Below are 25,184 nucleotides of genomic sequence, written 5' to 3' on the forward strand. Positions count from 1 at the left end.
CGCGCCGCTTCCGCGCCTACTCGGCCGCGCCGTAGAGCCGGTCCCCGGCGTCGCCCAGTCCCGGCACGATGTAGCCGTGCTCGTTGAGGTGATCGTCGACCGCCGCGGTCACCACCGTGACCGGAGTACCTGCCAGCTCGCGCTCCATGAGCTCGACGCCCTCCGGGGCGGCGAGCAGCACCACGGCCGTCACATCGTCCGCGCCGCGCTTGATCAGCTCGTGGATCGCCGCGACGAGCGTGCCGCCGGTCGCGAGCATCGGGTCCAGGACATAGACCTGGCGGCCCGAGAGGTCCTCCGGCATGCGCGACGCGTACGTGGAGGCCTGGAGCGTCTCCTCGTCGCGGATCATGCCCAGGAAGCCCACCTCGGCGGTCGGCAGCAGCCGGACCATGCCGTCCAGCATGCCGAGACCGGCCCGCAGGATGGGCACGACCAGCGGGCGGGGGCGGGACAGCTTGACTCCGGTGGTGGAGGCGACCGGGGTCTCGATGTCGATCTGCTCGGTGCGCACGTCACGCGTGGCCTCGTAGGCGAGCAGCGTGACGAGCTCGTCGGCGAGCCGACGGAAGGTGGCCGAATCGGTGCGCCGGTCGCGCAGCGTGGTGAGCTTGTGAGCGACCAGGGGGTGGTCGACGACATGGAGACGCATGTCCCTAACAGTAACCGGGGTTGCCCTGCCCGCCGCGCCCGCACCCGCGGGCCCCGGGCCGCCCGGCGGGTCGTCCGCGCGGGATCCGCCGCTTCGCGGCATCGGACCCCCCCATCAGAGGGAAAGTGAGAAGAACGCTACCGGGATGGGGGGCACATGCTCGACGGGGAGTCCCAAGAGGAGCCCGCGGCGCGGGAGACGGACCGCGAGCGCAGGGTGCGCCGCGCCCGGTTCCTGCGGGAACTCGCCGAGGCACGGGAGCTGCGCGACCGCGTACAGCCCCGGCGCGCCAAGGCCGCACGCCTGCGTCATGCCATGCGCATGCGTACCTTCCGCTGGTAGTGACTTGGCCGCCATGGGGGGTGGCCATGCGGCCTCACCGCCCCGGGCCGCGTACGATCCGCAGGTGGCGGCAACGAGTGCGCTGCTGGGCGGAGCGCGTATCAAGGCTCGAAACGGCCAGACACAGGGAGCGGAAGACGTCCCCTGAGCGCCTTGTTTCTGCCACGATTCCGAGTGGGCGGGGCTCGGAAGAGCACCCCCGCCCGCAACCTCCGCCGGGGGGAACCCCAACCGGCACGCCTATGACCAGTGGGAGAGTCACGGTGTACTTCGCCGCACTGCTCGCGCGCACCGAAGACGGGTGGGAAGCGAGCGACACAGAGCTCGACGATGTGGAGACCTTGTCGGATCTGACCGACTTGGCCCGCGACGCCTCGGTCGACGAGGACACGGTGCTCGTACTCATCGAGCAGGAGGACGCGTGGTTCGGCGTCGTCCGCGTGGACGGCGAGGAGGACCCTCGTATCTACGTCTCGGACGCCGCCGCCGCTGCCCGTAGCTCGTACGGCGAGATCCTGCTCACCGACGAACTGCTCGGCAGGGAGCCCGGGGACGACAGTGCCGACCTGGACTCCCTCGACCTCGACGGCACGGAGGACGGTGAACCCGATGACTCCGACGACGAGGAGGGGACCACGGCGGACGCCTCCATGCCGCACGGCCCCGTGGGCGACAGCGAGATCCTCGACGACCTCGGTGTCGGCGAGAGAGAGTTGCGCGCCCTGGACGCCGAGGACGCGCTCAGCACGATCGCGGACTCGCTCGGCGCCTCCGAGGTCCTGGAGACCGTCCGCTAGGAGGTTTCCAGGTGCACCCGGTGACCGAGGACGGGGCGCAGGCCCCCGATCCGGTACGCGACCGGTGGCGGGCCGCGATGCGGCTCGCCCTGGAAGAGGCCGAGCGGGCCGCCGAGCACGGTGACGTCCCGGTCGGCGCCGTCGTGCTGTCCGCGGACGGGGCGGTGCTCGCCACCGGCCACAACGAACGCGAGGCCACCGGCGACCCCTCGGCCCACGCGGAGATCCTCGCGCTCCGCCGGGCCGCGACGGCGCTCGGCGAGTGGCGGCTGCCCGGCTGCACGCTCGTCGTCACCCTGGAGCCCTGCACGATGTGCGCGGGCGCGCTCCAGCAGTCCCGGGTGGACCGGCTGGTCTACGGCGCGCGCGACGAGAAGGCCGGCGCGGTCGGATCGCTGTGGGACCTGGTGCGCGACCGGCGCCTGAACCACCGCCCCGAGGTCGTCCCGGGGGTCCTCGCGGACGACTGCGCGCGGATACTCACGGACTTCTTCCGGGGCCGCTGAGCCCCGGTCCTGGCCAGGACCTGGCTCGGGCCTGGCACGGCCTGGAAACGGATTTCGGACCATGGCACACCTTGGGGTAGGGTCTCCCTCGGTAGCGTGTCCGAGCGGCCGAAGGAGCTCGCCTCGAAAGCGAGTGTGGCGCAAGTCACCGAGGGTTCAAATCCCTCCGCTACCGCTGTAGAGGGGTCCCACCGCCAGGTGGGGCCCTTTCTTGCGTGTCCGCCTCCGTCCCGGCTGCCGTCCCCGTTCGCGTGTACGGGCCCTTCGCGCGGGCCTCGGGCCGCCTCCGGGCTCAGGGGCGGCCTCCTGGCCGAAGCGACCCTCCTGGGGCCTTCAGGAAGCCCTCATCGCGCGCCTCAGCCCGCGCTCAGCCCGCCCGGCCCGTCCTTGCCGGTCGTCCTGCCCGCCCGGCCCGTCCGGACTCGCGCACGCCCGCTCCGGGCGGCCTGGCCCCAAACAGTCCTGTCCCCTGAGCCGTTGGCCGCAGGGATGCGCGAGAGAAAGATCCACGTGAGGACTTGGTGCATACGTGATCTTTTGCGGGCCCCGAACACCAGACCGGGTTAGACTCACCGCCGGCGAACGCCCCCAGCGGGGCGGGAAAGACGGGGGGAGGCCTCGGTGGCGGTACAGGGAAAGAAAATCGCGCTGTACGCGGTCGTGGTCTTCGTGCTGTACGTGATCATCACCGACCCTGCCAAGGCCGCCGACTACGTCCAGATAGGGTTCGAGGGCATCTCGAATGCCGCCAAGGCCGTCGGTCACTTCATGACGTGGCTCGCCGACGGGGCCAAATAGGGCTCCCACGGCCGGGCGGCCACCGCCGTCGACCGCTGCTGTCGACCGCCGTCGAACCCCTGGGAGCGCCCGTGATCCGGCATCTGGTCCTCTTCAAGCTCAATGAGGGCGTCCAGCGCGACGACCCCCGTGTCGTGGAAGGCGTACGCGCCTTCGAGGCGCTCGGCGACACGATCGAGGAGCTGCGCTTCTGGGAGTGCGCCTGGAACATCACGGACCGGCCCATCGCGTACGACTATGCGATCAACTCGGCCGTGGAGGACACCGACGCCCTGCGCCGCTACCTCGAGCACCCGGCACACCAGGCGGGCGTCGCCCTGTGGCGCGAGTTCGCCACTTGGGTGATCGCCGACTACGAAATCCGAGCGACAACGACCGGCTAATCCGGGCGACACCACTCGCGGCGCCCCCCACCGGAAACGGTGGGGGGCTTTCCTGCGTAATGAGGGCCCAACTCCTCCCCAACACGGAGTTATGCGGTGCTTGCACACAGTGTCCATTTCTTGTGATGCTATGACCGCTTTTGACAGTGAATTGACTATTGACGGATGCGTGGATGGATGAAGAGGTGGCGTTGACCGTGTCGGCCAGTACCGCGCCGCCCCAGGACGAGGCTTCGGCCCCCGCTTCCGGACCGTCCCAGGAATCCGCCACGAACGACGCCCCGGCCGATGCCCCGGCCCAGGAAAACTCCGCCGACGACGCCCATCCCCACCCTCAAGAACCCCCCACCACCGACACCGAGGCACAGAAGGCCGTCGAGCCGGCCGAACCAGCTCCGTCCGCCGAGTCCGCCGAGTCCGCCGATCCCGCACAACCCGCCGAATCCAGCGAATCCAGCGAAACCAGCGAAACCAGCGAAACCAGCGAAACCTCCCAGACCGACGCCCCCCACAAGCGCCGCGGCGCCGACACCCGCGCCCTCACCCAGATGCTCTTCGCCGAACTCCAGAGGCTGGAGCCGGGCACGACGGAGCACCATCGCGTGCGGGGGGCGCTCATCGAGGCGAACCTCCCCCTGGTGCGCTATGCCGCCGCCCGCTTCCGCTCGCGCAACGAGCCGATGGAGGATGTCGTCCAGGTCGGCACGATCGGTCTGATCAACGCCATCGACCGCTTCGACCCCGAACGGGGCGTGCAGTTCCCGACCTTCGCGATGCCGACCGTCGTCGGCGAGATCAAGCGCTACTTCCGCGACAACGTCCGCACGGTCCATGTACCGCGCAGGCTGCACGAGCTGTGGGTACAGGTCAACAGCGCGACCGAGGACCTCACGACGGCGTACGGACGTTCGCCCACCACGGCGGAGATCGCCGAGCGGCTGCGCATCACGGAGGACGAGGTGACGTCGTGCATCGAGGCGGGCCGCTCGTACCACGCGACGTCACTGGAGGCCGCCCAGGAGGGCGACGGGCTCCCCGGCCTGCTCGACCGGCTCGGCTACGAGGACCCCGCGCTGGACGGGGTCGAACACCGTGACCTCGTACGGCACCTGCTCGTCCAACTTCCGGAGCGGGAACAGCGGATCCTGCTGCTGCGCTACTACAGCAATCTGACCCAGTCGCAGATCAGTGCCGAACTGGGAGTCTCCCAGATGCATGTGTCAAGGCTCCTCGCGAGGAGCTTCGCGCGACTGAGATCCGCAAACAGGATCGATGCATAGCTCTTGAGAGCGAATCGTCCACAAGAGCTTCTCCCGGCAGTTCCGCTCTGAAATCGCCTCAGAACCCTTCCAACCAGGGCGCATTCGCCTCCTGGATGTCGACATGTCACTACAGCGCGTTGCCGACATGTGACATTCTTCCGGCAGCGTGTTTGCCGCAGCCTCGCGGCCGGTATTCAGGTGGAGGCTGCGTTCCTCCGACGGGAGCGTCCGCCGCGACCGTCCCGCGACCCAAAGGGGGTGGCATGTCCGCAGATCAGGGCAGCTCGAAGGTGCTCACGCTCTTGCAGAGCGACTCCGCGCCCGACGTGCTCGAGGACCTTCAGGCCCCTCAGGACCTTCCGGGCGCCGAGGCTCTTCCGGCACCCGAGGCCCAGGACCTCCCGTCCCCCGAGGCCATCGACACCCGCACCCTGTCCCGCTCCCTCTTCCTGCGGCTCGCCGCACTCGACGAGCACAGCCCGGAGCGCGTCTACGTCCGGGACACGCTCATCGAGCTGAACCTCCCGCTGGTGCGCTACGCAGCCGCCCGCTTCCGTAGCCGCAACGAGCCGATGGAGGACATCGTCCAGGTCGGCACGATCGGCCTGATCAAGGCGATCGACCGCTTCGACTGCGAACGCGGTGTGGAATTCCCGACGTTCGCGATGCCGACGGTCGTGGGCGAGATCAAGCGGTTCTTCAGGGACACGTCGTGGTCGGTGCGCGTCCCGCGCCGCCTCCAGGAGCTGCGCCTGGCGCTCACCAAGGCGAGCGACGAGCTGTCGCAGAAGCTCGACCGCTCGCCGACGGTCGGCGAACTCGCCGCCGTGCTGGGCGTGTCGGAGGAGGACGTGGTCGACGGCCTCGCCGTGGGCAACGCCTACACGGCCTCCTCCCTCGACTCCCCGGCCCCCGAGGACGACGGCGGCGAGGGCTCCCTCGCGGACCGCCTCGGCTACGAGGACTCGGCCCTGGAGGGCGTGGAGTACCGCGAGTCCCTCAAGCCGCTGCTGGCCAAACTCCCGCCCCGCGAGCGGCGGATCATCATGCTGCGCTTCTTCGCGAACATGACGCAGTCGCAGATCGGCGAGGAGGTCGGCATCTCGCAGATGCACGTCTCCCGGCTGCTGACCCGCACACTGGCGCAGCTGCGCGAGGGCCTCATCTCGGACTGAGGGTTCTCAATTGACGAAGCGTCAGCCACACTGGCGCGATGCTTCGAGCGGCGGCATGGTTGCGGGGCCGTCGAGGCGCCTTGATCGGTGCCTCGACGGCGGTCGTATGTCTGGGCGGGATCCTGGGCGCGTGCACGGGCGGCGAAGCCCGCGACGGCTATGTCGCGGCGGGACCGGCGGGCGGCTTCCCTCCCGCGTCGGGCACGGCGGCCGCCCCGACGGCCGATGTCACGCTGGTACCGCTGCCAGGTGCGAAACCCACCGGCGGTGCGACGTCCCCGGCTCAGAACCCGGCAGCCGGCTCCAGCGCCTCGTCCGCGCCCCGGCAGAGTGCCCCCGAAGTCCCCGAACCCCCCGTACCGGACAACAGCGCCGTACCCCCCGTTCCCGCCAAGTCCTCGCCCGGTGGCGGGAGTTCCCCCTCCGCGGCACCCTCCACCTCACCCGCCCCCGCCGCACTGACCGTGAGCGGAACCGCACGCCGGTCCACCGACCAGCGCCGGTGCGAACAGGTCACCGTCTCCTTCCGCAACACCGGCGGCAGCGCGGTGCGTTCGGGCACGGTGGCCTTCGGCACGCACATCATCGGCGGGCTCGGGATCGACTGGGCGACGATCACGTCCTCGGACCCACTGCCGGCACCGATCGGCGCCGGGGCGTCGGTACGTAAGACCTGGACGGTATGCGTCGACGCGTGGCGCGTGCCACTGGGCATGCACATCGAGACGCGGGACGTGTCCGTCCAGTGGAAGTAGGACCCGCAGGCCCTGTCCCGCGAGACTGCGCGGGCGCGGTCACCGCCCGGCGCGTCCCTCCAGACACACGAAAACGGCATGCCGAGACACGGGACGGGCGTCCCCGTCCCGTGGACGTAAGGGAAGCAGGAGCCTGGCAGGAGAGCCTGCCGACGCCTTACTTCAGTGCGAGCCAGGCGACCGCCGCGACGATGGCCACGGCGACGACTACGCCGATGATCAGACCGACGCGGGGGCCCGCCGTGGCGGACGGCGTCTGCCTGCTCTGCGGGGACTCGTCGACGAACGCGCGGAACATCTGCGTGCTGCCGGCGGGGTCGTGGTTGCCCTGGGGGCCCTGGGTGTTAGCCATGGCCCGAGACCCTAGCGAAAAGGGCGGTACTCCCCAAGCGGGGGTCAGGTAAGCAGCTTGTGCGGCTTTCGCGGACGAGGGACCCCATCGCCGCCCCGCCCCACCTGCACATGTGCAGATGCCAATGCTTGCCTTTGTCAAGTTTTTACTCGAGTCCTTCCCGATTTCATTTGCCTGCAGCAACCAATCGTTTATGGTTGCCCAAAGCAACGAAACCTGGAGGTGTGATGGCCGCGCAAGCGCAGTACGAGGAGCTGGCCCGCCAGCTCAGCGCCATCGGCGCGGTGAAGCGGCACATCGGGCGCACCCTGCCGCCCGCCTGCCCGAGCGGCACCGCCGCCGTACTGACGCTCCTCGGCCGTCATGGAGACATGCGCATGGGCAAGCTCGCGGAGCTGCTCGCCGTCGACATGTCGGTCACCAGCCGCCATGTCGCGCACGCGGCGGACCGCGGCTGGATCGAGCGCTCCCCCGACCCGGCGGACAAACGCTCCCGCATCCTGCGCCTGACGGCATCCGGCCAGGACCAGCTCGACGAGCTGTCCCGGCTCACCGTCGAGCTGCTGGCCGAACGGCTGAGCGACTGGTCGGACGACGACGTCGGCCGGCTGACCCAGTTGATGGCCCGGATCAGGGAGAGCTTCGACTGCCGCCCCGCACCCCGGCTCGCGCCGACCACGATCGCGACCGCGACCGCGTTCGCTGTCGCAGCGCCGGCCGTTGCTGACGAGACCACCCGTACACCCGCATAAGAGACGTAAGAAAAGGAAGCCCATGGCAACGACCACACCAGCCGGTGTGCGGGCCCACGCCAAGCACGGGGGAGGCACCCCGGACGGCGCTCCGATGACGCACCGGCAGATCATGGAGGCCCTCTCCGGGCTTCTCCTCGGCATGTTCGTGGCGATCCTGTCGTCCACGATCGTGTCGAACGCCTTGCCGCACATCATCGGCGACCTCGGGGGCGGCCAGGAGGCCTACACCTGGGTCGTCACCGCCGCCCTGCTGTCCATGACCGCCACCATGCCGCTGTGGGGCAAGCTCGCGGACCTGTACAACAAGAAGGCCCTCGTCCAGATAGCCCTGGTCATCTACGTCCTGGGCTCGATGGCCGCGGGCCTGTCGCAGAACCCCGGCATGCTCATCGCCTGCCGTGTCGTCCAGGGCATCGGCGTCGGCGGTCTGTCCGCACTGGCGCAGATCGTCATGGCCGCGATGATCTCCCCGCGTGAGCGCGGCCGTTACTCCGGCTACCTCGGCGCGACCTTCGCCGTCGCCACGGTCGGCGGCCCGCTGATCGGCGGTGTCATCACCGACACCTCCTGGCTCGGCTGGCGCTGGTGCTTCTACGTCGGTATCCCCTTCGCCGTCGTCGCACTGATCGTGCTGCAGAAGACCCTGCACCTGCCCGTGGCCAAGCGGAGCGTGAAGGTCGACTGGGCCGGCGCGCTCTTCATCTCCGCCGCGGTGTCCCTGCTGCTGATCTGGGTGACCTTCGGCGGTGACAAGTACGCCTGGCTGTCCTGGCAGACCTACACGATGGTGGGCGGCTCCGTCCTCCTCGGACTGATCTTCGTCCTCGTCGAGTCCAAGGCCGCCGAGCCGATCATCCCGCTGCGCCTGTTCCGCAACCGCACCATCACCCTGTCGTCGCTCGCCTCACTCTTCGTGGGTGTCGCGATGTTCACCGGCACGGTGTTCTTCGCCCAGTACTTCCAGCTGGCGCGGGACAAGTCCCCGACGATGTCCGGTGTCCTGACGATCCCGATGATCGGCGGACTCTTCGTCTCCTCCACGGTCTCCGGTCAGGTCATCACCAAGACCGGCAAGTGGAAGGCGTGGCTGGTCGCGGGCGGTGTGTTCGTCACGGCGGGCCTAGGCCTGCTCGGCACCATCCGCTACGACACGGCGTACTGGAAGGTCGCCGTCTTCATGGCGCTGATGGGTCTCGGCATCGGCATGATGATGCAGAACCTGGTGCTGTCCACGCAGAACCAGGTGGAGCCGAAGGACCTCGGTTCGGCCAGCTCGACGGTCACCTTCTTCCGGTCCCTCGGCGGTGCGGTGGGCGTCTCGGCGCTCGGCGCGGTGCTGTCCCACCGGATCACCCACTACTTCACGGACGGCCTCTACGACCTCCAGCCGAAGTACATCCGGCTCGCCGCCCATATGCACTCCGACGGGTCCATCCCCGACCTGGCGAAGCTGCCCGAGCCGCTGCGCACGCTCACGCAGAGCGCGTACGGCCACGGCATCGCCGATATCTTCCTGATCGCCGCCGGCCTGGTGTTCTTCTCCTTCGTGATCACGCTGTTCATCAAGGAGGTCCCGCTGAGGACCAAGGGTGGCCTGGAGCAGGCAGCGGCCTCCGAGTCCGGGCACGTGCCGACGGCGGGCGAGACGGCCGCCGAGACGGCCCTCGACGTGGCGGCGCTCGAGGTGGAGGAGGCCGTCTTCGCCGGGGAGAGCGCCGGCGAGGCCACCGGGGAGCGGGTCCCGAGCTGGGCGGCGGTGGCGAGCACGGAGCCCGCGGCCGACGGCACCCAGCGGCTGTCCGCGGTCGCCACGATGGCCCCGCCGGTCCCCGCCGGTGAGGGCGGCGGCGTCCCGGTCCGCGGCCATGTCCGCGGCGCCGAGAGCGCTCCCGTCCCCCGGGCCGCCGTCACGCTGATCTCCCTCGGGGGACGGCAGCTGGGCCGCTCGGTGTCCGCGGCCGACGGTTCCTACGCGGTGGACGCGCCCGGCACGGGCTCGTACGTCCTGATCGCCGCGGCCGACGGCTTCCAGCCGCAGGCCTCGACCGTCGTCGTGGGCGAGGACCCGGTCTCTTACGACATCCTGCTCAGCGGCACCAGCGGGCTGCGCGGTGTCGTCCGGGCCACCGAGACCGGGCTGCCGGTCAAGGACGCGATGGTGATCGTGACCGATGTCCGCGGAGACCTGCTGGCCAACGCCACGACCGGTGAGCAGGGCGAGTTCTCCTTCACCGAGCTGGTGCCCGGCTCCGTGACCCTCGCGGTGAACGCCGCCGGACACCGGCCGCGCGCGCTGCCCGTGGAGATCGGCGCCGCCGGAGTCACCCGGATCGAGGTCGACCTCGACTCCGGCACCCAGGTCCAGGGCCTCGTACAGGCCCCGCACGGCCCCCTGGCGGACGCCCGCGTGACGCTGGTGGACGCGGCGGGCAACGTGGTCGGCACGGCCACCACCGGCGTGGACGGGGCGTACGCCTTCACCGACCTGAACAGCGGCGAGTACACCGTCATCGCGACGGGCTACCCGCCGGTGGCGACGGCGGTGACGGTGGGCGGTCGCGGCGTCGACGACCACGACATCGCGCTGGCCCACCCGGGCGAATAGACCGGACCCGGCTCGTGGGGGGGCGCGCACCGAGCGGTGACGCGATGGTGCGCCGCACCCCCCATGAGCCGGATTTTTCAACTCCTACGGGGATGTTCAAGGATTCAGAGGGAGACCACACGATGGCACTGACCGCACGTATCCGTACGCGGGACGGTTGGGCCGTGTCGCACGCGGTCGTCACCGTGACCGACATGACCGGCACACAGGTGCTGCGCGCCGAGGCCGACGGGGACGGGGCCGTACGGGAGACGACCACGCTGACCCCCGGCGCCTACACGGTGATCGTGACCGCGGTCGGCTACGCTCCCGCCGCCTCCAGCGCGATCATCACGGCCGGCGGGCGCGCGGAGCTCGGCACCGTGACCCTGGCCAGGCAGGGCGGCGTCGACCTGCCCCCGCCCGGCCCCTGGAGCATCGACCCGGCGCATTCCTCCGTGAGCGCGGTCGCCCAGCACCTGGGGATCTCCAGCGTGCACGGCCGTTTCACCGAGTTCACCGGGCGCATCGAGATCGCCCCGGACGACGTGGCCAAGTCCCGCGTCGAGGCCGTCATCCGCGCCGCGTCCGTCGACACCGGCAACGGCATGCGCGACAACCACCTGCGGTCGCCCGACTTCCTGGACATCGAGCGGTACCCGGAGATCACCTACCGCTCGGCCGGACTCACGGCCGCGGGCCCGGACCGCTGGACGGTCCACGGGGAACTGGGCATGCACGGCGTCGTACGCCCGGTCGACCTGGTCCTCTCCTACCTCGGCACCGGAGCCGACCCGTGGGGCGGCACCCGTGCCGCCTTCCGCGCGACGACGGAACTGCGGCGCGAGGACTTCGCGATGAACTACAACCAGGTCCTCCAGGCGGGCATCGCCGCGATCGGCACCACGCTGAAGGTGGAGCTGGACATCCAGGCGGTGCAGGGGGAGTCGCTGCCCCAGGGGGCGTAGGCGCAGCGGAACGAAGCGCCGTCACACCGCCCGAGGAATCGTCCGGCTGCTCACGCGTGGCTGAGGATCACCACCAGCGCCACGAACTCCAGTTGGACCTGGACGGCGACCGCCACCTGCCGCACCCGCAGGGTGGGCGCGGCCAGGGCGATGACACAGGCGACGGCGCCGAGTCCGACGCCCACGTCGAACAGCCAGGCAGGCAGTCCCCCGGTGCACTGCTCCCCGTATGTCACGCAGCGCGACGCACGCTCGGAGGCCAGGCTCAGCACCCAGGCAACCAGGGCCGCCGGCAGGAAGAGGACGGCGAACAGCATGGACCAGAAACGGGAACGGTCTCTTTCCACAGCTTCCTGAGCCGGGGGCATCGGAGAGTGGGCTGTTGTGTTCATGCCTCGATCCAACGCCGTTCAGCGGGCCCGGCACACCGGTCCCGGTACTCAATCGCGGGTGCGCACAGTACTCAGACCGCGCCATGCCGGGCGTCACGACGGGGCGAACGCTGCCTGTCGGGGCACTAGCCTGCCGTCATGGCACCGAACATCGCGACGAACACCACAGTGGCACTGGATGAGTTGCTGGACTTCGTACGACCCCGCCACCGCGCGATCCTGCTGACACGCCGGGCCGACGGGAGCCCCCAGGGGTCGCCGCTGACCTGCGGGGTGGACGACTCGGGGCGGATCGTGGTCTCCACCTACCCCGAGCGCGCCAAGACGCGCAACGCGAAGAGGGATGAGCGGGTCAGCCTGATCGTGCTCAGCGACGAGTGGAACGGGCCCTGGGTCCAGATCGACGGCACGGCCGAGGTCATCGACTCGCCCGGCTCCGTCGAGCCGCTCGTGGAGTACTACCGAAATATCGCCGGTGAGCACCCTGACTGGGACGAGTACCGGGAGGCGATGGCCAAGCAGGGCAAGTCCATCATCCGGATCACGCCGGTTCGGTGGGGTCCGGTGGCGACGGGCGGCTTCCCGGCCCGGCTTGCGTCGCCGGAGGGCTGACCGCCGGGTCGGCCGGCAGGGGTGGCCGGCGCGGGGGGTCCCGGTCGACCATCGCCTCGATGCCCGCGATCAGCGTCTCCAGCGCGAACGTGAAGTCCCGGTCGCGCATCTCCTCCACCGTGTCGCCGCCGTGGGCCTCCATGAGGTCCGCGGCATGGCGCGCGATCTCCCCGAGGCCGGGGCTCTCCGTCACCGCGCTCAGCGCGTGGTGGACGTAGTCGTCCTGGCTCAGCCCCGCCGCGGCGCAGCGGGCGATGAAGTGGCCCTCGATCGTGCCGAAGCCGTACACGAACTGGAAGACCGCCGATCTGGCTCCCATCTGGCCGTGCGTCGTCAGCCCGGTCAGCCCGATCACCCGCCGCACGGCGAGGGCGAAGCCGGCGGAGTGCGGCCCGATGTTGAGGAACCTCCCGGCCAGCGGCGACACCCAGGGGTGGCGCACCAGCAGTGCCCGGTACTCAAGGGCGAGTTCCCGCAGCTGGGTACGCCAGTCCTGAACCGTGCCGGCCACCGGCAGCCGCATCCCGCCGTGGACCGCGTCCAGGGCGAGTTCCAGCAGGTCGTCCTTGGTGTCCACGTACCAGTAGACGGACATCGCCGTGACGTTGAGCTCGGCGGCCAGGCGCCGCATGGAGAACCGTACGAGCCCTTCCCTGTCCAGCAGCCGTACGGTCGCCGCGGTGATGCGGTCGCGGTCCAGGCCGGACGGCTGGCCGCCGCCACCGCGCCTGCCGCCGCTCCGGGGTGCCTTGTCCTCGAGCCAGACGCTGGCACGCGCCGGGCACCCCGCCCGCTGGGCCGACTTCACCATGGCGCACCTTCCTCGACGCTCCGGGCCTGGTCACGATGCTAGGCGTACCGGCGGGGGCACGGGGAACGACGTGTCCGGCCACAATCGCCGTAATGGCCCGGGACTTCGGGCCCCGGGCCATCACTCCAGAAGGTGACGCGGTGCGAGCGATACGGCCTGTCAGCCGCCGCTCTTGTGCGTGAGGTCGTAGAAGGTGGCCGAACCGGCCGTCACCTTCTTGAAGTTCTTCTCGACCCACGAGCTGATCTGCGAGGAGACTTCGGAGCCTCCGCTGCTGTCGCCGCCGCCTCCGGAGCCGACACCGCCCGTGATGAAGTAGTGGATCCTGCCTTGTGCCACATACTCCTGGAACTTCGCCAGAGTCGGGTACGGGTCGCTGCCGTTGAAGCCGCCGATCGCCATCACCGGGTCGCCCGTGGCGAGCTGGTAGCTCGCGGCGTTCTGGGAACCGATCGAAGCGGCGACCCAGGTGTAGTCACCCGCGTCCTTCTTCAGCAGATTCCCGGCCTCGGTGCTGACGACGGCGCCGTTGAGCAGGCCGCCCATGCCGCCTCCACCGCCCCTTCGGCCGCCGCCACCGGGGCCGGGGAACGCGCCCGGCTGATTGCCGCCCTGTCCCTGTCTCCGGCCCTGTCCCTGGCCCTGTGGGTTCTGACCGTTCTGAGGGTTCTGGCCAGGCGCGGTGTTGCGGCCGAAGGCGCCCGTACCGCCCGGAGCTCCGGGGCCGCCGCCTGGGACACCGCCTCCGGCACCCCCCGGGCCGCCGGGGCCACCGGGCCCTCCGGGACCTCCCCGTCCGCCCATCGTGCTCGCGCCCGCCGGACCGGCGGTGACGATCGACCCGGTGTGGCCCTGGTCCACGGTGCTGAGGGTGTACGCGGCCGGGCCCGCGAGTGAGGCCACGAAGCTCAGACCCACCGCGGCGAGCGCGAACTGCCGTCCGAGCCGCGCCATGAACACCAGGCCGAGGGCACCGGCGAGACCACCGATGAGGACGAGCCACCTCAGCCAGGGAAGGTAGTCGGGCGTGCGGTCGAGGAGCACATAGCCCCAGACCGCGGTCGCCGTGACCGTGGCCGCCAGGGTGAGCGCCGCCCACGTCCTGGACCGCTCCTCCCACAGAACCGTGACGCCCATGCCGGTCAGTGCGGCGATATACGGGGTCAGGGCCACCGTGTAGTACTGGTGGAAGATTCCGGCCATATAGCTGAAGACGACCGCGGTCATCAGCAGCGAGCCGCCCCAGGCCAGGAACGAGGCACGGACCAGGTCCGTGCGCCGCGCGCCGCGCGAGAGCACGAGGCCCGCGGCGATCAGGATCAGCGCGGCCGGCAGCAGCCAGGAGATCTGGCCGCCGATCTCGGAGTTGAACATCCGGTCCCAGCCGGTCGCGCCCCATTGGCCCCCGCTCCCGCCGCCGACGCTGCCCGTCTCGGAGCCGTTGAGGCGGCCGAGACCGTTGTAACCGAAGGTCAGTTCAAGGAACGAGTTGTTCTGCGAGCCGCCTGTGTACGGGCGCGAGGACGCGGGCCACAACTCGACGATCGCGACCCACCAGCCGCCCGCGACGACCAGCGCGACCGCCGACAGGGCGAGTTGGCCGAGCCGCTTCCGCAGCGTCACCGGGGCGCAGACGCCGTAGACGATCGCCAGCGCGGGCAGGATCAGGAAGGCCTGCAAGGTCTTGGTCAGGAAGGCGAGTCCGACCACGGCGCCCGCCCACACCAGCCACTTGGTGCGGCCGTCCTCCAGGCCCCGTACGACGAGGTAGACCGTGAGCGCCATCAGCAGCGTGAGCAGTGCGTCCGGGTTGTTGAACCGGAACATCAGCGCCGCGACAGGGGTCAGCGCGAGCACGGCGACCGCGATCAGACCGGCCGCGGGGCTGAAGCGGCGCCTGACGGCCCCGTGCACGACGGCGACCGTGAGCACACCCATGATCGCCTCGGGTACGAGGATCGCCCATGAACTGAGTCCGAAGACCCGTACCGACAGTGCCATCGGCCACAGGGCGGCCGGGGGCTTGTCGACGGTGATGGCGTTGCCCGCGTCCAGCGAGCCGAAGAAGAACGCCTTCCAGGACGTGCTGCCGGCCTGGACCGCCGCGGAGTAGAAGGAGTTCGCGTAGCCGGAGGCGCTCAGGCCGTACAGGTACAGCAGTGCGGTGGCGAGCAACAGGCCGAGGAACGCGGGACGCACCCAGCGCGGGTCTTCCGGACGGCCGCGCCAGATCCCGCGCGCGGACGGCCGCTTCGGCTCACCAGGCCCTCGAACGGAAGCCGGCGGGGCCGCCGGCTCCCGCACGGCGGCCCGTTCCCGCATCGGCACCGGCTCCCGCACGGCCGTCGGCGGCCCCCAGGAGGAGGGCCCTGAGCCCTCCTCCCGGCCCGGATGACCAAGGACAGAGGTCATCGGGAGTTCCTCCAGGAGGAGCGGTCCGCGTCCTGGCGGCCCGAGAACCGGTCCGTGTCCCCGTACGTGGCCCGGGGGGCCTCGGAGCGGACGGGCGCGGGCCGGTCGTAGTGGGCACCGGCGGGCCGCGCGGTCGTCGCCGTCATCGGCGAGTCGTCGCGCTGGTCACCGAACACCCAGGCCCTGAAGAGCAGGAAGCGCAGGACGGTCGCCGCGAGGTTGGCGGCGATGAGGACCGTCAGTTCCGTGGAGTGCGCGGGGTTGGTGGTCGCCGCGTTCAGGGCGGCGAGCGAACCGCTGGTGAGGGCGAGACCGATACCGAAGACCACCAGGCCCTGCGCCTGATGCCGCACGGCGCCGCCCCGTCCCCGCACCCCGAAGGTCAGCCGGCGGTTGGCCGCCGTATTGGCCACCGCGGACACCAGCAACGCGAGCGCGTTGGCCGTCTGGGAACCCGCGAACTCCCTGAACAGGCTGTAAAGCGCCAGATAGAAGAGGGTGGACAGACCACCCACCACACAGAAACCCAGCAGCTGACGCGCAAGGCCTCGCGGCACATCGGTGATGTCGCGGTCCCGCGGATCGTCGCCGAACGGCCGCGCCAGCCGGTCCAGCGGCAGCGAACCCGTCGTCAGCGCCTTCCCGATACGCCACACACCCTTGAGGTCCTCGGTCGCCGTCTTCGCGATGTGCACCGTCGAGTCCGGGTCGTCCACCCAGTCCACCGGCACCTCGTGAATACGCAGACCGGCGCGCTCGGCCAGGACCAGCATCTCCGTGTCGAAGAACCAGCCGGTGTCCTCCACCAGCGGCAGCAGCACCTTCGCCACATCCGCCCGGATCGCCTTGAACCCGCACTGCGCGTCCGAGAACCGGGCCTGCAGCGAACCACGCAGAATGAGGTTGTACGTGCGGCTGATGAACTCCCGCTTGGGCCCACGCACCACACGGGACGAACGTGCCAGCCGGGAACCGATCGCCAGATCCGAGTGACCCGATATCAACGGAGCCACCAGCGGCAGCAGCGCATTGAGATCGGTCGACAGGTCCACATCCATGTACGCAAGCACCGGCGCGTCCGACGCGGACCACACGGTCCGCAGCGCCCGCCCGCGGCCCTTCTGTTCCAGCCGGCAGTACCTCACCTGCGGGATCTGCCGCTCCAGCCGCGCCGCCACCTCGGGCGTGGTGTCGGTCGACGCGTTGTCGGCGATCGTGATGCGGAACGCATACGGGAAGGTGCGCTCGAGGTGCTCATGCAGCCTCAGCACACAAGGCTGGAGGTCCGTCTCCTCGTTGTACACGGGGATCACAACGTCCAGGACAGGGGTTCGGGCTCCGGAGGCCGGGAGGTGCTCCCGCGCCGGCAGGGTGCCGGGAGAAGAGTCGGTTCGCATGGAACCGACTCTTCTCAGGTGCCCTGTTCCACCCGTGTGGTGGCGCTGTGGTGGACCTGTGAGTGCTCGGGCCGGTTCGTCACGGCGGCGGGCGCGTGCGGCTGCGGGGCGATCGCGGGCAGGTGCACGGTGAACACCGTGTGTCCGGGGACGCTGTCGACGCTCACCGTGCCGCCGTGCGCGGTCGCGACGGCCTGCACGATGGCGAGCCCGAGTCCGGTCGAGCCGGTGGCCCTGGAACGCCCCGAGTCGCCGCGTGCGAAGCGCTCGAAGACATGCGGCAGCAGCTCGGGCGGGATGCCCTGGCCGTTGTCCTCGATGTCCACGCACAGCCATGTACCGCGGCGCTGCACGCGTGCGGTGACGGTCGTGCCCGGCGGGGTGTGGGTGCGGGCGTTGGCGAGCAGGTTGACCAGCACCTGTTGCACACGTGCCGCGTCGGCCGCGACCAGCGCGGGCTCGTCGGGCAGTTCGAGGCGCCAGTTGTGGGCGCTCCCGGCCGCCCGGACGTCGCTGACGGTGTCCACGACCAGCGGTACGAGGTCGACCTCCTCGAACTGGAGCGGACGGCCCGCGTCCAGCCGGGCCAGCAGCAGCAGATCCTCTACGAGCAGGGTCATGCGCCCGGCCTCGGACTCGATCCGCCCCAGGGCGTGCCGGGTGTCGGGTCCGGTCTCCTCGCGTCCCCGGCGGGTCAGCTCGGCGTATCCGCGGATGGAGGCGAGCGGAGTGCGCAGCTCATGGCTGGCGTCCGCGACGAACTGCCGCACCCGCGTCTCGCTCTGCTGACGCGCGTGCAGGGCACCGTGGACATGGTCGAGCATGCGATTGAGGGCGGCGCCGACCTGCCCGACCTCGGTGCGCGGATCGGTCTCGGAGTCCGGGACGCGCTCGTTGAGGGTCACCTCACCGCTGTGGAGCGGCAGCTCGGAGACCCGGGTGGCGGTCGCGGCGACCTTGCGCAGGGGGCGCAGGGCCACCCCGATGAGCACGGATCCGGCGATCCCGGCGGCGATGAGACCGGCGACGGTGACGCTGGCCTCGACGATGACCAGCGTGCCGATGTTGTCGTTCAGTTGCTTGGTGGGAACACCGACGTAGTAGGCGCCCCTCAGACCGACGCCGAAAAGGACCCGGTACTCGCCCAGTCCGGGTAGTTGGACCGTGTGCTTGTTCCCGTCGCGGGGGACTGCGCCGAGCGCGGACAGCTGCGCGGGGGTGAGTGCCTTGTCGCTCAATGCGTAGTCGGACGTCTCACTCACTCTGCCCTCGGTGACGACGCCACCGTCGACCTTGGCCGCGACCAAGCCCCCCGAAGGAGGCTGCGGGCTCCGCGTGACGAAGTCACCGAGGTCGGTCGGGCGAGAGCGTAGGCCGGCCGGATCGCGGGGCGCCGGGGCGTTCGGCGGCGGCCCGGCCGCGCCGCCCGCGGTGTCTTCGAGCTGGTGATCCATCTGCTGGTAGAGGTGGGACCGCAACGCGACCGTCGTCACCGTGCCCATCACCGCGCACACCACCGCGATCAGTGCCACCGCCGAGACGACGAGCCGCGACCGCAGCGTGCGCGGTTGCCGTACCTGCTTCGGGGCGCGCGGCCGTCGTCGCTCACTCATGACACAGCGGGCTTGATCAGATAGCCGGCGCCGCGCCGGGTGTGGATCATCGGTTCACGGCCGGCGTCGATCTTCCGCCGCAGGTAGGAGATGTAGAGCTCGACCACGTTGGCCTGTCCTCCGAAGTCGTACGACCACACGCGGTCGAGGATCTGCGCCTTGCTGAGCACACGCCGAGGGTTGCGCATCAGGAAGCGGAGCAGTTCGAACTCGGTGGCGGTGAGGTGGATGTTCTCACCGGCCCGAGTGACCTCATGGCTGTCCTCGTCCAGAGTAAGGTCCCCGACGACCAGGACGGAGTCCGAGCGGCGGTCAGCGGCACCGGAGCGCCGGATCAGCCCGCGCAGCCGGGCCACGACCTCCTCGAGGCTGAACGGCTTGGTGACGTAGTCGTCACCGCCCGCGGTCAGGCCCGCGATCCGGTCCTCGACGGCGTCCTTGGCGGTGAGGAAGAGGACCGGCACGTCCGGCAGATCGCGCCGCAGCCGTCCGAGGACGGTCAGGCCGTCCATGTCCGGAAGCATCATGTCCAGGACAACCGCATCCGGGCGGAACTCGCGCGCGGCCTGGATCGCGCCCTGCCCGTCACCCGCACTGCGGATCTGCCAGCCTTCGTAGCGAAGGGCCATGGACAGCAGTTCGGTGATGGACAGCTCGTCGTCCACCACCAGCACGCGGACGGGGCTGCCGTCCGGCCGGAGCAGTTCAGTACGCCCCTGGGGCGAGGTGGTAGTCATGCGGGAAACCTTGTCCGGAGGGGCTGAGAGCCCCCTATCACCAACCTGTGATTTCTCTGAGAATCTCACAGGCAACTCTCAGCGGGCTCCTTGGAAGACCGCGAGACGGCCCGATCCGGCCCCAGGTCGGGAGCGCGCTCACGGGGTGGAGACGGGGAGCCGCTGGGCGGCCACCCGCCATGAACGACCTGTGGACAGGGTGGGCCGCCCTTGCTCAGTCCTGTGCAGTTCGCTGGAACGAGTGGCTGCGCTCGACCTTGGCGATGTGCAGCGTGTACGACTCGTACCAGTGGGCGCGCCCGCGCTTCTGGGCCGCACGGTGCTCGGCGTCGGTCCGCCACTCCTGGAGGGCGGCCAGGTCCCGGAAGTATCCGACGGTGATCGAAAGACCACCCGGCGTACGGGCCTGATCCATCCCGAGAAACCCGGGGATCTCCTGCACCAGGTCTTCCATCCGCTCGGCGGTCTCCGCGTACCCGCTGTCGTCCTGGGTCCGCGTGGAGGTGAAGACGACCGCGTAGTACGGGGGCTCGTGAGCCGGAACAGGGGCGGCGAGAGGGGCGGCGGAGATGGTGGCCGGGGCGGCGAGGGGCGTGTCAGGCGCCATGCTGCGATCGCTCATGGCACTCACCATGGGGTCTGCCGTGTTTCCGGTCCACCCCCTTTCACCTTCCGGTCAGAACAACCCGTCCTGCACCCCCGTATCCCCCGACTCCCGCACCGGCACCGTCACGTCGTCCCGCTCCGCGGCCGTCAGCTCCCAGCCCGTCATCAGCCGGGTGTCCAGCACGAGGACCCCGCGCACGGTCGCCAGATGGAGATCGGGCCCGGCGGCGGCCAGCACCTCCCCGCTCACCGTCCCGCCCGCCACGAGCTCGCGCACCACGCCGTCCGCACGGGGCAGCCCGTCGAGCCCGAACACCCCGGCGTGATCCAGGGCCCGGAACGGGGCACGTTCCAGCGATTCGGGCCAGCCGTCGAGCGCCACGGCACGAGCGTGCAGTTCCGCCAGCTCGGCCACCCGCTCCCCCTCCGGCGGAAGCGCGGTCCGCACGGCCCGCTTGTCGGCGTACGGGATGCGGTCCGGCACGCCCAGCGCGGCCCGCAGCAGTTCCTCCGCGCGCCGCGCCGCCATCAGCGGCCCCTGTCCAAGCCAGGTGAACGAGACGGCACCCTGCTCCAGCAGCCGCGCCGGGCCGCGCTCGACTGCGGTGATCCCGACCTTGACCATGCCGGGCCCGAACCACGCGAGATACACGTGATACGGACGCGGATCGTCGGCGAAGGTATCGGCGGCGACGGAATGCGCCCGGTCCAGTCGCGCGCACTCCTCGCACCGCGCGCCCGTACCGCGTCCCGGCACCTCGGCCCGTGCCGGACACCCGTGTCCGCGCGCCCCCACGCAGGTCCGCACACCCCCGGCCGCGACCGCGAACGCGACCCGCTTCCCCCGTTCAAGACCACTGCGCCGCCCGCCTTCCCAGCCCAGCAGGGGCCCACCGTCCCCCCACCGCAGACCTGTGCATCTCCACGCCTGTGTCATCCCTTTCGAGACTAGGCGGTGCCACTGACAACGCTGCCTGCCGAAGATCAACGGAGCCCGATCCCCGCTCCCTGCTTGAGTTCTCGGCGCACCGGCGAAACCCTCGGACCGTTCGGTCGACTGTCTCTCCGGTTCCCTGTTTCCCTGATTCCTTGATTCCTTGGAGTGGGCGAAGTGAGCGAAGTGGGTATGCCGCTGCTGCATCGGAAATGGCCCGAGCTGATCGACTCGCTTCCCCATCTCCGGCTGGGAAACGGTCCGACACCCCTGCGCCGACTGGAAACACTGGGCATACCCGCGCAGGTGTGGTGCAAGGACGACAGCGTGTACGGCACCGGCGGCTGGGGCGGCAACAAAGTACGGAAGCTGGAATGGATACTCCCGGAGGCGAAGCGCAGGCGGGCCGGCACCCTGCTGACCGTGGGAGGGCTGGCGACCAACTGGGGTCTGGCCGCGGCGCTCTACGCCCGTGAACACGGCATGTCCACCGCGCTCGCCCTGATCGACCAGCCCCTCGACGACGACGTACGAGCGCAGCTCGAGCGCCTACGGCAATCCGGCGCCACCTTGCACTTCACCCACACCAAGCGCCGTACCGTCGCCTCGGCACCCTGGCTGTTCCTCCGTCACACGCACCATGGGCGTCCGCCCTACTTCCTCCCCGCGGGAGGCTCCGGTCCCGTCGGCACGCTCGGCTATGTCGAAGCAGCCCTCGAACTGGCAGAACAGATCAGGCAGAACGACCTGCCCCGTCCCACCCATCTCGTCACCGCCGTCGGCTCCGGGGGAACCGCGGCAGGGCTGGCGCTCGGCCTGGAACTGGCGGGGCTCAGGACAAAACTCGTGGGCATCGTCGTCAACCACACCCTGCGTCTGGACGCCCCCACCGTCGTCGCTCTGGCTGGACGGTGCGCACGCCTTCTGCGCCGGCGAGGGGCACCGCTGCCGCCCATCCGCCTCGATCCGGCCGATCTCCTCATCCTGCGGGGATGGATGGGCCCCGGGTACGGACACGCCACCGAGGAGGCCGCGGCCGCGCAAGCCCTCGCCGCCACCCGGGTGAACCTTCGGCTCGACCCCGTATACACGGCCAAGGCCTTCGCCGCGCTTCTGAAGCTGGGGGCGGATCACCGGTTCGGCAGAGGTCCGGTCATCTTTCTTCACACGCACGGCCCAAGAAATGCGCCCGCGGACGCATGACTCCCCTCGCGGCCCGGCCTCAGGTGACGTCGAGGAGAGGTTCAGTGCGTGTTCTCGATCCTCGGCAGGAGGGGTTCCGGTTCCTAGGCTCGCCCTGGACCAACCGCCTCCGGGACCGGTGAGGGCGAAGCCCGCACGGCCGGCGGTGAGACGCGGCGGATCATCCTCATCGATGGGAAGACCATGGGCAAGACCAGCGCCACCAAGCGTTCCCGCCACTCCAGGGCCGCGCGTACCGGCACCCGGCTGAGGATCGCGGCGGCCATCGGCGCGGCGATCACCGTCCTGGGCGCGGGTTCGGCGCTCGCCTGCGTCGACAGCCCCCGGGGCGGGCGGTCCGCCACCGCCTGGCACCACGACAGCCGCCGTTCGACCGGCCGCCAGACCCCGGTCACGGTGAATTCCTTCCCTCGTGGCGCCACGGCGACGAACCCGCGTCACAGCGGCAGCGGCCGACGCGGCGCCGGACTGCAGAAGAGCGCCATCGGCTATCTGGCGACCGACTTCGGCTATCGGGGCACGTCGTTCCTCCCGCGCTACACACAGTGCAGCGCCACCGTGGTCTCGCCCGACGTGATCGTCACCGCCGCCCACTGCGTGGTGAAGAGCAGCGGTGAGAAGGCGGGCGACCACGAGGTCTTCTTCCGGCCGGGCCTCGACGCGGGCCGGCCGCCCGAGCTGGGGGAGTACTTCCGTTCCGCCAAGGTGCTGGTCGACCCCCGGTACTCCGCCGCCGAGGGCTCCTGGGAGCACACCGCGTACGACGTCGCCTACGTCGTCCTGCAGAAGAAGAACGGCCGCAGCGTCGGCGACGTGGCGGGCTGGGTGCCCAGCAAGGTCGACAAGACACTGGCCGGCAAGCAGATGACCATCGTCGGCTACCCGGAGAACAAGGCCAACCGCTACCGCCCCCATGTGTGCGACGAGCCCACCCAGGCGCTGGAACCCAACCGCGGCCACAACGAGGCGCAGGTCATCTGGGGCACCAGCACCTGCTCCAACCTCGGCGAGGGTGCCTCCGGCGGCCCCTGGTTCATCCAGCAGGGCAGGAGCCTGACTCTGGTCGGCGTCAACCACGGCACGTTCAGCCGAGACAGCGAGAACGCCGCGGCAGGAGCGGCCTTCAACGACACGTCCTGGCGGGTCTTCCAGTCCGCGCTGCGGGCCGCGGGCGACGCCTGAGGCGGCGGATCACCGGTCCTCGGGAACGCCATCGACGCCGGTCAGTCTCCTCTGCGGGTGTACCCGGCCCAGCACGGTCCGCCGACCGCGTCCAGGACCTCCTTCACCGCGTCCCGGAACTGGCCTGCCGCACCGGTGGCCGGGGACATCGCCGCGGCCGCACCCGCCGCCAGACGACTGTGCAGTCCCGGGTCGGCCACGGCGAGCCGCCGTGAGAGCCACTTGCCGCCGCCGAGCCAGTGCCCGCCCGCCAGCAGGGCCAACTCCGAGGCTTGCTGGAGCAGTTCGGCCACCAGGTACGCCCGCTCCAGCGGGTCGGCGCATCCGTGCAGGTCGTCCAGGGCATCGGTGAGGAAATACCGCCGGTCTTCCAGTTCTGCCGCCGACGCGGGGGGCGGCCCCGCCGCCAGCCGTGCCCGGGCTTCTGCCTGCAGTACGGCTCCGAGCCCGTCCGCATCGGTCAGCAGCATGCCTTCCGCGCACATGGCCAGCAGCGGGGAGCTGCTGGCGGCCGTCTCCCTCTCGGCGAAGCGACGCCAGTCCACCTCGGTCTGGACGAACAGTTCCACCGGCCAGTTCTCGTGAACCAGGCTCTCGCGAAACGGAGCGGGCGGCCCGGTGAGCAGCACCACGATGTCGAGGTCTGACGCAGGCGTACGGCGGTGGGTCAGCACGCTGCCGGCCAGGAAGGCGGCCCGGGCCTCGGGGAAGCGGTTGCGCACCAGTTCCCTGGCGATCTCCACATGATCCATGCCGACAGTGTCGCCCTGTCGGCAGGCGTACGGCGCCGCGTTGTCTCACCCCTTGCCGATGGCGTCGTTCGCCCGCTCCGCCACGCCGCGTTCCACACAGAACTCGTTGCCTTCGGGGTCGTGCAGTGTCACCCACCCCTTCCCATCGGGCCTTCGGTGGTCGCCCTGAACCGTGGCACCGAGCGCGAGCAGGCGCTCGACCTCCTCGTCCCGGGTGCGGTCCCCTGGCTGGAGATCCAGATGCACGCGGTTCTTCACCGACTTGCGGTCGTCGACCCTGATGAACAGCAAGGTGGCCCCGGCGGAGGTGACCACGGCTTCCGGATCTCCTGGAAAGTCGTCGTCACCGAGAGAGCCGTCGAGGGCCTGGGCCCAAAAGCCCGCGAGGGCATAGGGATCGGCGGCGTCGACGGTGATATGGCGGATCAGGGAAGTCATGCGCGCAACCCGACCATGGACGCCTCCCGCCGTCCAGGGATATCCGGCCCAGGCCCCGCGGTCCGCACGGCGGCGTCAGCCGAGCGGGTCGGCGGTGTTACGCAGAGTGGCCAGGACCGAGGCGTACATGCGTGCCTTGATGGTGCCGAGGGTGTCGCCCGCCTTGCCGACCTGCGCCTCCGCGATCTTCACGGCCGTGGACCGCACGGCATCCTCGTCGACCGCGCGGTCGACGATGGCGGCGTCCTCGGCGTCCGACCCGCCGTAGCGGCGGCCGGTGACCATGGCCTCGTGCGCGGTCTGCGGTGCCAGCCGGGACCGGATGAGGGCGGACATGCCGGGCGTGAAGGGGATGTTGATGTCGGCCTCGGGCAGACACCAGAAGCCACGGTCCGCGCGCATGACACGGAAGTCGTGAGCGAGGGAGAACATCGCACCGGCGGCGAACGTGTGCCCCTGCAGCGCCGCCACGGTGATCACGGGCAGGGACAGCACGCGGGCGAAGAGTTCATGGACGGAGCCGCGGTAGCTCTCCTGCTGATCGGCGTGGGCACCCAGCCACTCCAGGTCCAGGCCGTTGGAGTAGAACTTGCCCGTCGCGGCGGTCACCAGGGCACGCGGTCCTTCCGCCTTCTCCACCTCGTCGAGGGCGGCGTTGACAGAGGCGAGCCAGTCGGGGTGGAAGCGGTTCTCACCGTCTCCGAGATCCAGAACGAAGACGTTGTCGTCCAGGCGGTCGAGGCTGGGCATATGCGCTCCTCGGGGT

Annotated in this window: 27 protein-coding genes and 1 tRNA gene; 15 read left to right on the top strand and 13 right to left on the bottom strand. The window is 70.4% G+C overall.

What is annotated here, in order from left to right; all coding sequences use genetic code 11:
- Positions 1-16: 16 nt before the first annotated feature.
- Positions 17-652, bottom strand: coding sequence for a uracil phosphoribosyltransferase (gene upp, locus ABZ845_RS23665; RefSeq protein ID WP_360982815.1), 636 nt, complete (start codon positions 650-652; stop codon positions 17-19).
- Positions 653-808: 156 nt separating this feature from the next.
- Here upp and ABZ845_RS23670 point away from each other — a divergent pair, with 156 nt between their 5' ends.
- From ABZ845_RS23670 to ABZ845_RS23710, 9 genes are all read left to right on the top strand, one after another.
- Positions 809-994: a hypothetical protein gene (locus ABZ845_RS23670; protein WP_360982817.1), complete on the top strand. Its 186-nt coding sequence runs from the start codon at positions 809-811 to the stop codon at positions 992-994.
- A gap of 263 nt (positions 995-1,257) precedes the next feature.
- A complete protein-coding gene (locus ABZ845_RS23675) occupies positions 1,258-1,791 on the top strand; it encodes a hypothetical protein (protein WP_360982945.1) in 534 nt (177 codons plus the stop codon).
- A gap of 77 nt (positions 1,792-1,868) precedes the next feature.
- Positions 1,869-2,297, top strand: a complete 429-nt coding sequence (gene tadA / locus ABZ845_RS23680; protein WP_360982947.1) for a tRNA adenosine(34) deaminase TadA — start codon at positions 1,869-1,871, stop codon at positions 2,295-2,297.
- A 90-nt stretch (positions 2,298-2,387) separates the two neighbouring features.
- Positions 2,388-2,472: transfer RNA gene (locus ABZ845_RS23685), tRNA-Ser, on the top strand.
- Positions 2,473-2,918: 446 nt separating this feature from the next.
- Positions 2,919-3,095, top strand: coding sequence for a hypothetical protein (locus ABZ845_RS23690; protein WP_360982819.1), 177 nt, complete (start codon positions 2,919-2,921; stop codon positions 3,093-3,095).
- A gap of 71 nt (positions 3,096-3,166) precedes the next feature.
- A complete protein-coding gene (locus tag ABZ845_RS23695; protein WP_360982821.1) occupies positions 3,167-3,478 on the top strand; it encodes a Dabb family protein in 312 nt (103 codons plus the stop codon).
- 173 nt (positions 3,479-3,651) lie between these two features.
- Positions 3,652-4,758, top strand: a complete 1,107-nt coding sequence (locus ABZ845_RS23700; RefSeq protein WP_360982823.1) for a SigB/SigF/SigG family RNA polymerase sigma factor — start codon at positions 3,652-3,654, stop codon at positions 4,756-4,758.
- A 245-nt stretch (positions 4,759-5,003) separates the two neighbouring features.
- Positions 5,004-5,915 (top strand): RNA polymerase sigma factor SigF, encoded by a 912-nt coding sequence (locus tag ABZ845_RS23705; RefSeq protein WP_360982825.1) that lies wholly within the window; start codon positions 5,004-5,006, stop codon positions 5,913-5,915.
- A 38-nt stretch (positions 5,916-5,953) separates the two neighbouring features.
- Entirely contained in the window at positions 5,954-6,670 is a 717-nt protein-coding gene (locus tag ABZ845_RS23710) for a hypothetical protein (protein ID WP_360982827.1), read from the top strand.
- A 157-nt stretch (positions 6,671-6,827) separates the two neighbouring features.
- Here ABZ845_RS23710 and ABZ845_RS23715 read toward each other — a convergent pair whose 3' ends face one another.
- The gene (locus tag ABZ845_RS23715; RefSeq protein WP_360982829.1) at positions 6,828-7,022 is read right to left on the bottom strand and encodes a hypothetical protein; all 195 of its coding nucleotides are present in this window, start codon (positions 7,020-7,022) and stop codon (positions 6,828-6,830) included.
- A gap of 227 nt (positions 7,023-7,249) precedes the next feature.
- Between ABZ845_RS23715 and ABZ845_RS23720 the strand changes: the two genes are divergently transcribed.
- The 3 genes from ABZ845_RS23720 (at position 7,250) to ABZ845_RS23730 (ending at position 11,329) form a co-directional block, all read left to right on the top strand.
- Positions 7,250-7,774, top strand: a complete 525-nt coding sequence (locus ABZ845_RS23720) for a MarR family transcriptional regulator (protein ID WP_360982831.1) — start codon at positions 7,250-7,252, stop codon at positions 7,772-7,774.
- A gap of 22 nt (positions 7,775-7,796) precedes the next feature.
- Complete coding sequence (locus ABZ845_RS23725) at positions 7,797-10,382, top strand: MFS transporter (protein WP_360982833.1); 2,586 nt, start codon at positions 7,797-7,799, stop codon at positions 10,380-10,382.
- Positions 10,383-10,504: 122 nt separating this feature from the next.
- Positions 10,505-11,329 carry a YceI family protein gene (locus tag ABZ845_RS23730; protein ID WP_360982834.1) on the top strand — a complete coding sequence of 275 codons (825 nt, stop codon included), beginning with the start codon at positions 10,505-10,507 and terminating at the stop codon, positions 11,327-11,329.
- Between the two features lie 50 nt (positions 11,330-11,379).
- Here ABZ845_RS23730 and ABZ845_RS23735 read toward each other — a convergent pair whose 3' ends face one another.
- A complete protein-coding gene (locus ABZ845_RS23735) occupies positions 11,380-11,676 on the bottom strand; it encodes a hypothetical protein (protein ID WP_360982836.1) in 297 nt (98 codons plus the stop codon).
- A gap of 183 nt (positions 11,677-11,859) precedes the next feature.
- Here ABZ845_RS23735 and ABZ845_RS23740 point away from each other — a divergent pair, with 183 nt between their 5' ends.
- The gene (locus tag ABZ845_RS23740) at positions 11,860-12,333 is read left to right on the top strand and encodes a PPOX class F420-dependent oxidoreductase (RefSeq protein WP_360982838.1); all 474 of its coding nucleotides are present in this window, start codon (positions 11,860-11,862) and stop codon (positions 12,331-12,333) included.
- On the opposite strand, the gene ABZ845_RS23745 is transcribed toward ABZ845_RS23740, so the two are convergent.
- From ABZ845_RS23745 to ABZ845_RS23775, 7 genes are all read right to left on the bottom strand, one after another.
- Positions 12,263-13,144, bottom strand: coding sequence for a TetR/AcrR family transcriptional regulator C-terminal domain-containing protein (locus ABZ845_RS23745; RefSeq protein WP_360982840.1), 882 nt, complete (start codon positions 13,142-13,144; stop codon positions 12,263-12,265). The two genes, ABZ845_RS23740 and ABZ845_RS23745, sit on opposite strands and share 71 nt — an antisense overlap.
- Before the next feature lie 159 nt (positions 13,145-13,303).
- Positions 13,304-15,556 (bottom strand): glycosyltransferase family 39 protein, encoded by a 2,253-nt coding sequence (locus tag ABZ845_RS23750; protein WP_360982842.1) that lies wholly within the window; start codon positions 15,554-15,556, stop codon positions 13,304-13,306.
- Positions 15,553-16,953 (bottom strand): bifunctional glycosyltransferase family 2/GtrA family protein, encoded by a 1,401-nt coding sequence (locus tag ABZ845_RS23755; RefSeq protein WP_360982843.1) that lies wholly within the window; start codon positions 16,951-16,953, stop codon positions 15,553-15,555. Before ABZ845_RS23755 ends, ABZ845_RS23750 begins: the two co-directional genes overlap by 4 nt.
- 14 nt (positions 16,954-16,967) lie before the next feature.
- A complete protein-coding gene (locus ABZ845_RS23760) occupies positions 16,968-18,566 on the bottom strand; it encodes a HAMP domain-containing sensor histidine kinase (RefSeq protein WP_360982844.1) in 1,599 nt (532 codons plus the stop codon).
- Entirely contained in the window at positions 18,563-19,303 is a 741-nt protein-coding gene (locus tag ABZ845_RS23765; RefSeq protein WP_360982846.1) for a response regulator transcription factor, read from the bottom strand. Before ABZ845_RS23765 ends, ABZ845_RS23760 begins: the two co-directional genes overlap by 4 nt.
- Positions 19,304-19,517: 214 nt before the next feature.
- On the bottom strand, positions 19,518-19,910 hold the full coding sequence (locus ABZ845_RS23770; protein WP_360982949.1) for an antibiotic biosynthesis monooxygenase: 393 nt from the start codon (positions 19,908-19,910) through the stop codon (positions 19,518-19,520).
- A gap of 69 nt (positions 19,911-19,979) precedes the next feature.
- Positions 19,980-20,846 carry a DUF2797 domain-containing protein gene (locus ABZ845_RS23775; RefSeq protein ID WP_360982848.1) on the bottom strand — a complete coding sequence of 289 codons (867 nt, stop codon included), beginning with the start codon at positions 20,844-20,846 and terminating at the stop codon, positions 19,980-19,982.
- 174 nt (positions 20,847-21,020) lie between these two features.
- On the opposite strand from ABZ845_RS23775, the gene ABZ845_RS23780 reads away from it, so the two are divergent.
- Both ABZ845_RS23780 and ABZ845_RS23785 read left to right on the top strand, forming a co-directional pair.
- Positions 21,021-22,046 (top strand): pyridoxal-phosphate dependent enzyme, encoded by a 1,026-nt coding sequence (locus ABZ845_RS23780; protein ID WP_360982850.1) that lies wholly within the window; start codon positions 21,021-21,023, stop codon positions 22,044-22,046.
- A 183-nt stretch (positions 22,047-22,229) separates the two neighbouring features.
- Positions 22,230-23,228 carry a trypsin-like serine protease gene (locus tag ABZ845_RS23785; protein ID WP_360982852.1) on the top strand — a complete coding sequence of 333 codons (999 nt, stop codon included), beginning with the start codon at positions 22,230-22,232 and terminating at the stop codon, positions 23,226-23,228.
- A gap of 41 nt (positions 23,229-23,269) precedes the next feature.
- Here the strand turns inward: ABZ845_RS23785 and ABZ845_RS23790 are convergent, their stop codons facing one another.
- The 3 genes from ABZ845_RS23790 to ABZ845_RS23800 all read right to left on the bottom strand — a co-directional run bounded on the left by ABZ845_RS23790 (position 23,270) and on the right by ABZ845_RS23800 (position 25,168).
- A complete protein-coding gene (locus tag ABZ845_RS23790; RefSeq protein ID WP_360982854.1) occupies positions 23,270-23,980 on the bottom strand; it encodes a nucleotidyltransferase domain-containing protein in 711 nt (236 codons plus the stop codon).
- A gap of 45 nt (positions 23,981-24,025) precedes the next feature.
- Entirely contained in the window at positions 24,026-24,418 is a 393-nt protein-coding gene (locus ABZ845_RS23795; protein ID WP_360982856.1) for a VOC family protein, read from the bottom strand.
- A gap of 75 nt (positions 24,419-24,493) precedes the next feature.
- Positions 24,494-25,168 (bottom strand): enoyl-CoA hydratase-related protein, encoded by a 675-nt coding sequence (locus ABZ845_RS23800; RefSeq protein ID WP_360982858.1) that lies wholly within the window; start codon positions 25,166-25,168, stop codon positions 24,494-24,496.
- Positions 25,169-25,184 lie beyond the last annotated feature (16 nt).

The sequence above is a fragment of the Streptomyces sp. NPDC047022 genome (assembly GCF_040644155.1).
In the GTDB taxonomy this organism is placed as follows: Bacteria; Actinomycetota; Actinomycetes; order Streptomycetales; family Streptomycetaceae; genus Streptomyces.

What these genes read in the sequence shown, in the direction of transcription:
- ABZ845_RS23790 (WP_360982854.1), bottom strand. Translation starts at nt 23,980, where the DNA reads ATGGATCATGTGGAGATCGCCAGGGAACTGGTGCGCAACCGCTTCCCC.
- ABZ845_RS23800 (WP_360982858.1), bottom strand. Translation starts at nt 25,168, where the DNA reads ATGCCCAGCCTCGACCGCCTGGACGACAACGTCTTCGTTCTGGATCTC.
- ABZ845_RS23725 (WP_360982833.1), top strand. Translation starts at nt 7,797, where the DNA reads ATGGCAACGACCACACCAGCCGGTGTGCGGGCCCACGCCAAGCACGGG.
- ABZ845_RS23795 (WP_360982856.1), bottom strand. Translation starts at nt 24,418, where the DNA reads ATGACTTCCCTGATCCGCCATATCACCGTCGACGCCGCCGATCCCTAT.
- ABZ845_RS23740 (WP_360982838.1), top strand. Translation starts at nt 11,860, where the DNA reads ATGGCACCGAACATCGCGACGAACACCACAGTGGCACTGGATGAGTTG.
- ABZ845_RS23760 (WP_360982844.1), bottom strand. Translation starts at nt 18,566, where the DNA reads ATGAGTGAGCGACGACGGCCGCGCGCCCCGAAGCAGGTACGGCAACCG.
- ABZ845_RS23775 (WP_360982848.1), bottom strand. Translation starts at nt 20,846, where the DNA reads ATGACACAGGCGTGGAGATGCACAGGTCTGCGGTGGGGGGACGGTGGG.
- ABZ845_RS23770 (WP_360982949.1), bottom strand. Translation starts at nt 19,910, where the DNA reads ATGGCGCCTGACACGCCCCTCGCCGCCCCGGCCACCATCTCCGCCGCC.
- ABZ845_RS23715 (WP_360982829.1), bottom strand. Translation starts at nt 7,022, where the DNA reads ATGGCTAACACCCAGGGCCCCCAGGGCAACCACGACCCCGCCGGCAGC.
- ABZ845_RS23730 (WP_360982834.1), top strand. Translation starts at nt 10,505, where the DNA reads ATGGCACTGACCGCACGTATCCGTACGCGGGACGGTTGGGCCGTGTCG.
- ABZ845_RS23785 (WP_360982852.1), top strand. Translation starts at nt 22,230, where the DNA reads ATGGGCAAGACCAGCGCCACCAAGCGTTCCCGCCACTCCAGGGCCGCG.
- ABZ845_RS23755 (WP_360982843.1), bottom strand. Translation starts at nt 16,953, where the DNA reads ATGCGAACCGACTCTTCTCCCGGCACCCTGCCGGCGCGGGAGCACCTC.
- ABZ845_RS23750 (WP_360982842.1), bottom strand. Translation starts at nt 15,556, where the DNA reads ATGACCTCTGTCCTTGGTCATCCGGGCCGGGAGGAGGGCTCAGGGCCC.
- tadA (WP_360982947.1), top strand. Translation starts at nt 1,869, where the DNA reads ATGCGGCTCGCCCTGGAAGAGGCCGAGCGGGCCGCCGAGCACGGTGAC.
- ABZ845_RS23705 (WP_360982825.1), top strand. Translation starts at nt 5,004, where the DNA reads ATGTCCGCAGATCAGGGCAGCTCGAAGGTGCTCACGCTCTTGCAGAGC.
- ABZ845_RS23745 (WP_360982840.1), bottom strand. Translation starts at nt 13,144, where the DNA reads ATGGTGAAGTCGGCCCAGCGGGCGGGGTGCCCGGCGCGTGCCAGCGTC.
- ABZ845_RS23720 (WP_360982831.1), top strand. Translation starts at nt 7,250, where the DNA reads ATGGCCGCGCAAGCGCAGTACGAGGAGCTGGCCCGCCAGCTCAGCGCC.
- ABZ845_RS23700 (WP_360982823.1), top strand. Translation starts at nt 3,652, where the DNA reads ATGGATGAAGAGGTGGCGTTGACCGTGTCGGCCAGTACCGCGCCGCCC.
- ABZ845_RS23670 (WP_360982817.1), top strand. Translation starts at nt 809, where the DNA reads ATGCTCGACGGGGAGTCCCAAGAGGAGCCCGCGGCGCGGGAGACGGAC.
- ABZ845_RS23710 (WP_360982827.1), top strand. Translation starts at nt 5,954, where the DNA reads ATGCTTCGAGCGGCGGCATGGTTGCGGGGCCGTCGAGGCGCCTTGATC.
- upp (WP_360982815.1), bottom strand. Translation starts at nt 652, where the DNA reads ATGCGTCTCCATGTCGTCGACCACCCCCTGGTCGCTCACAAGCTCACC.
- ABZ845_RS23765 (WP_360982846.1), bottom strand. Translation starts at nt 19,303, where the DNA reads ATGACTACCACCTCGCCCCAGGGGCGTACTGAACTGCTCCGGCCGGAC.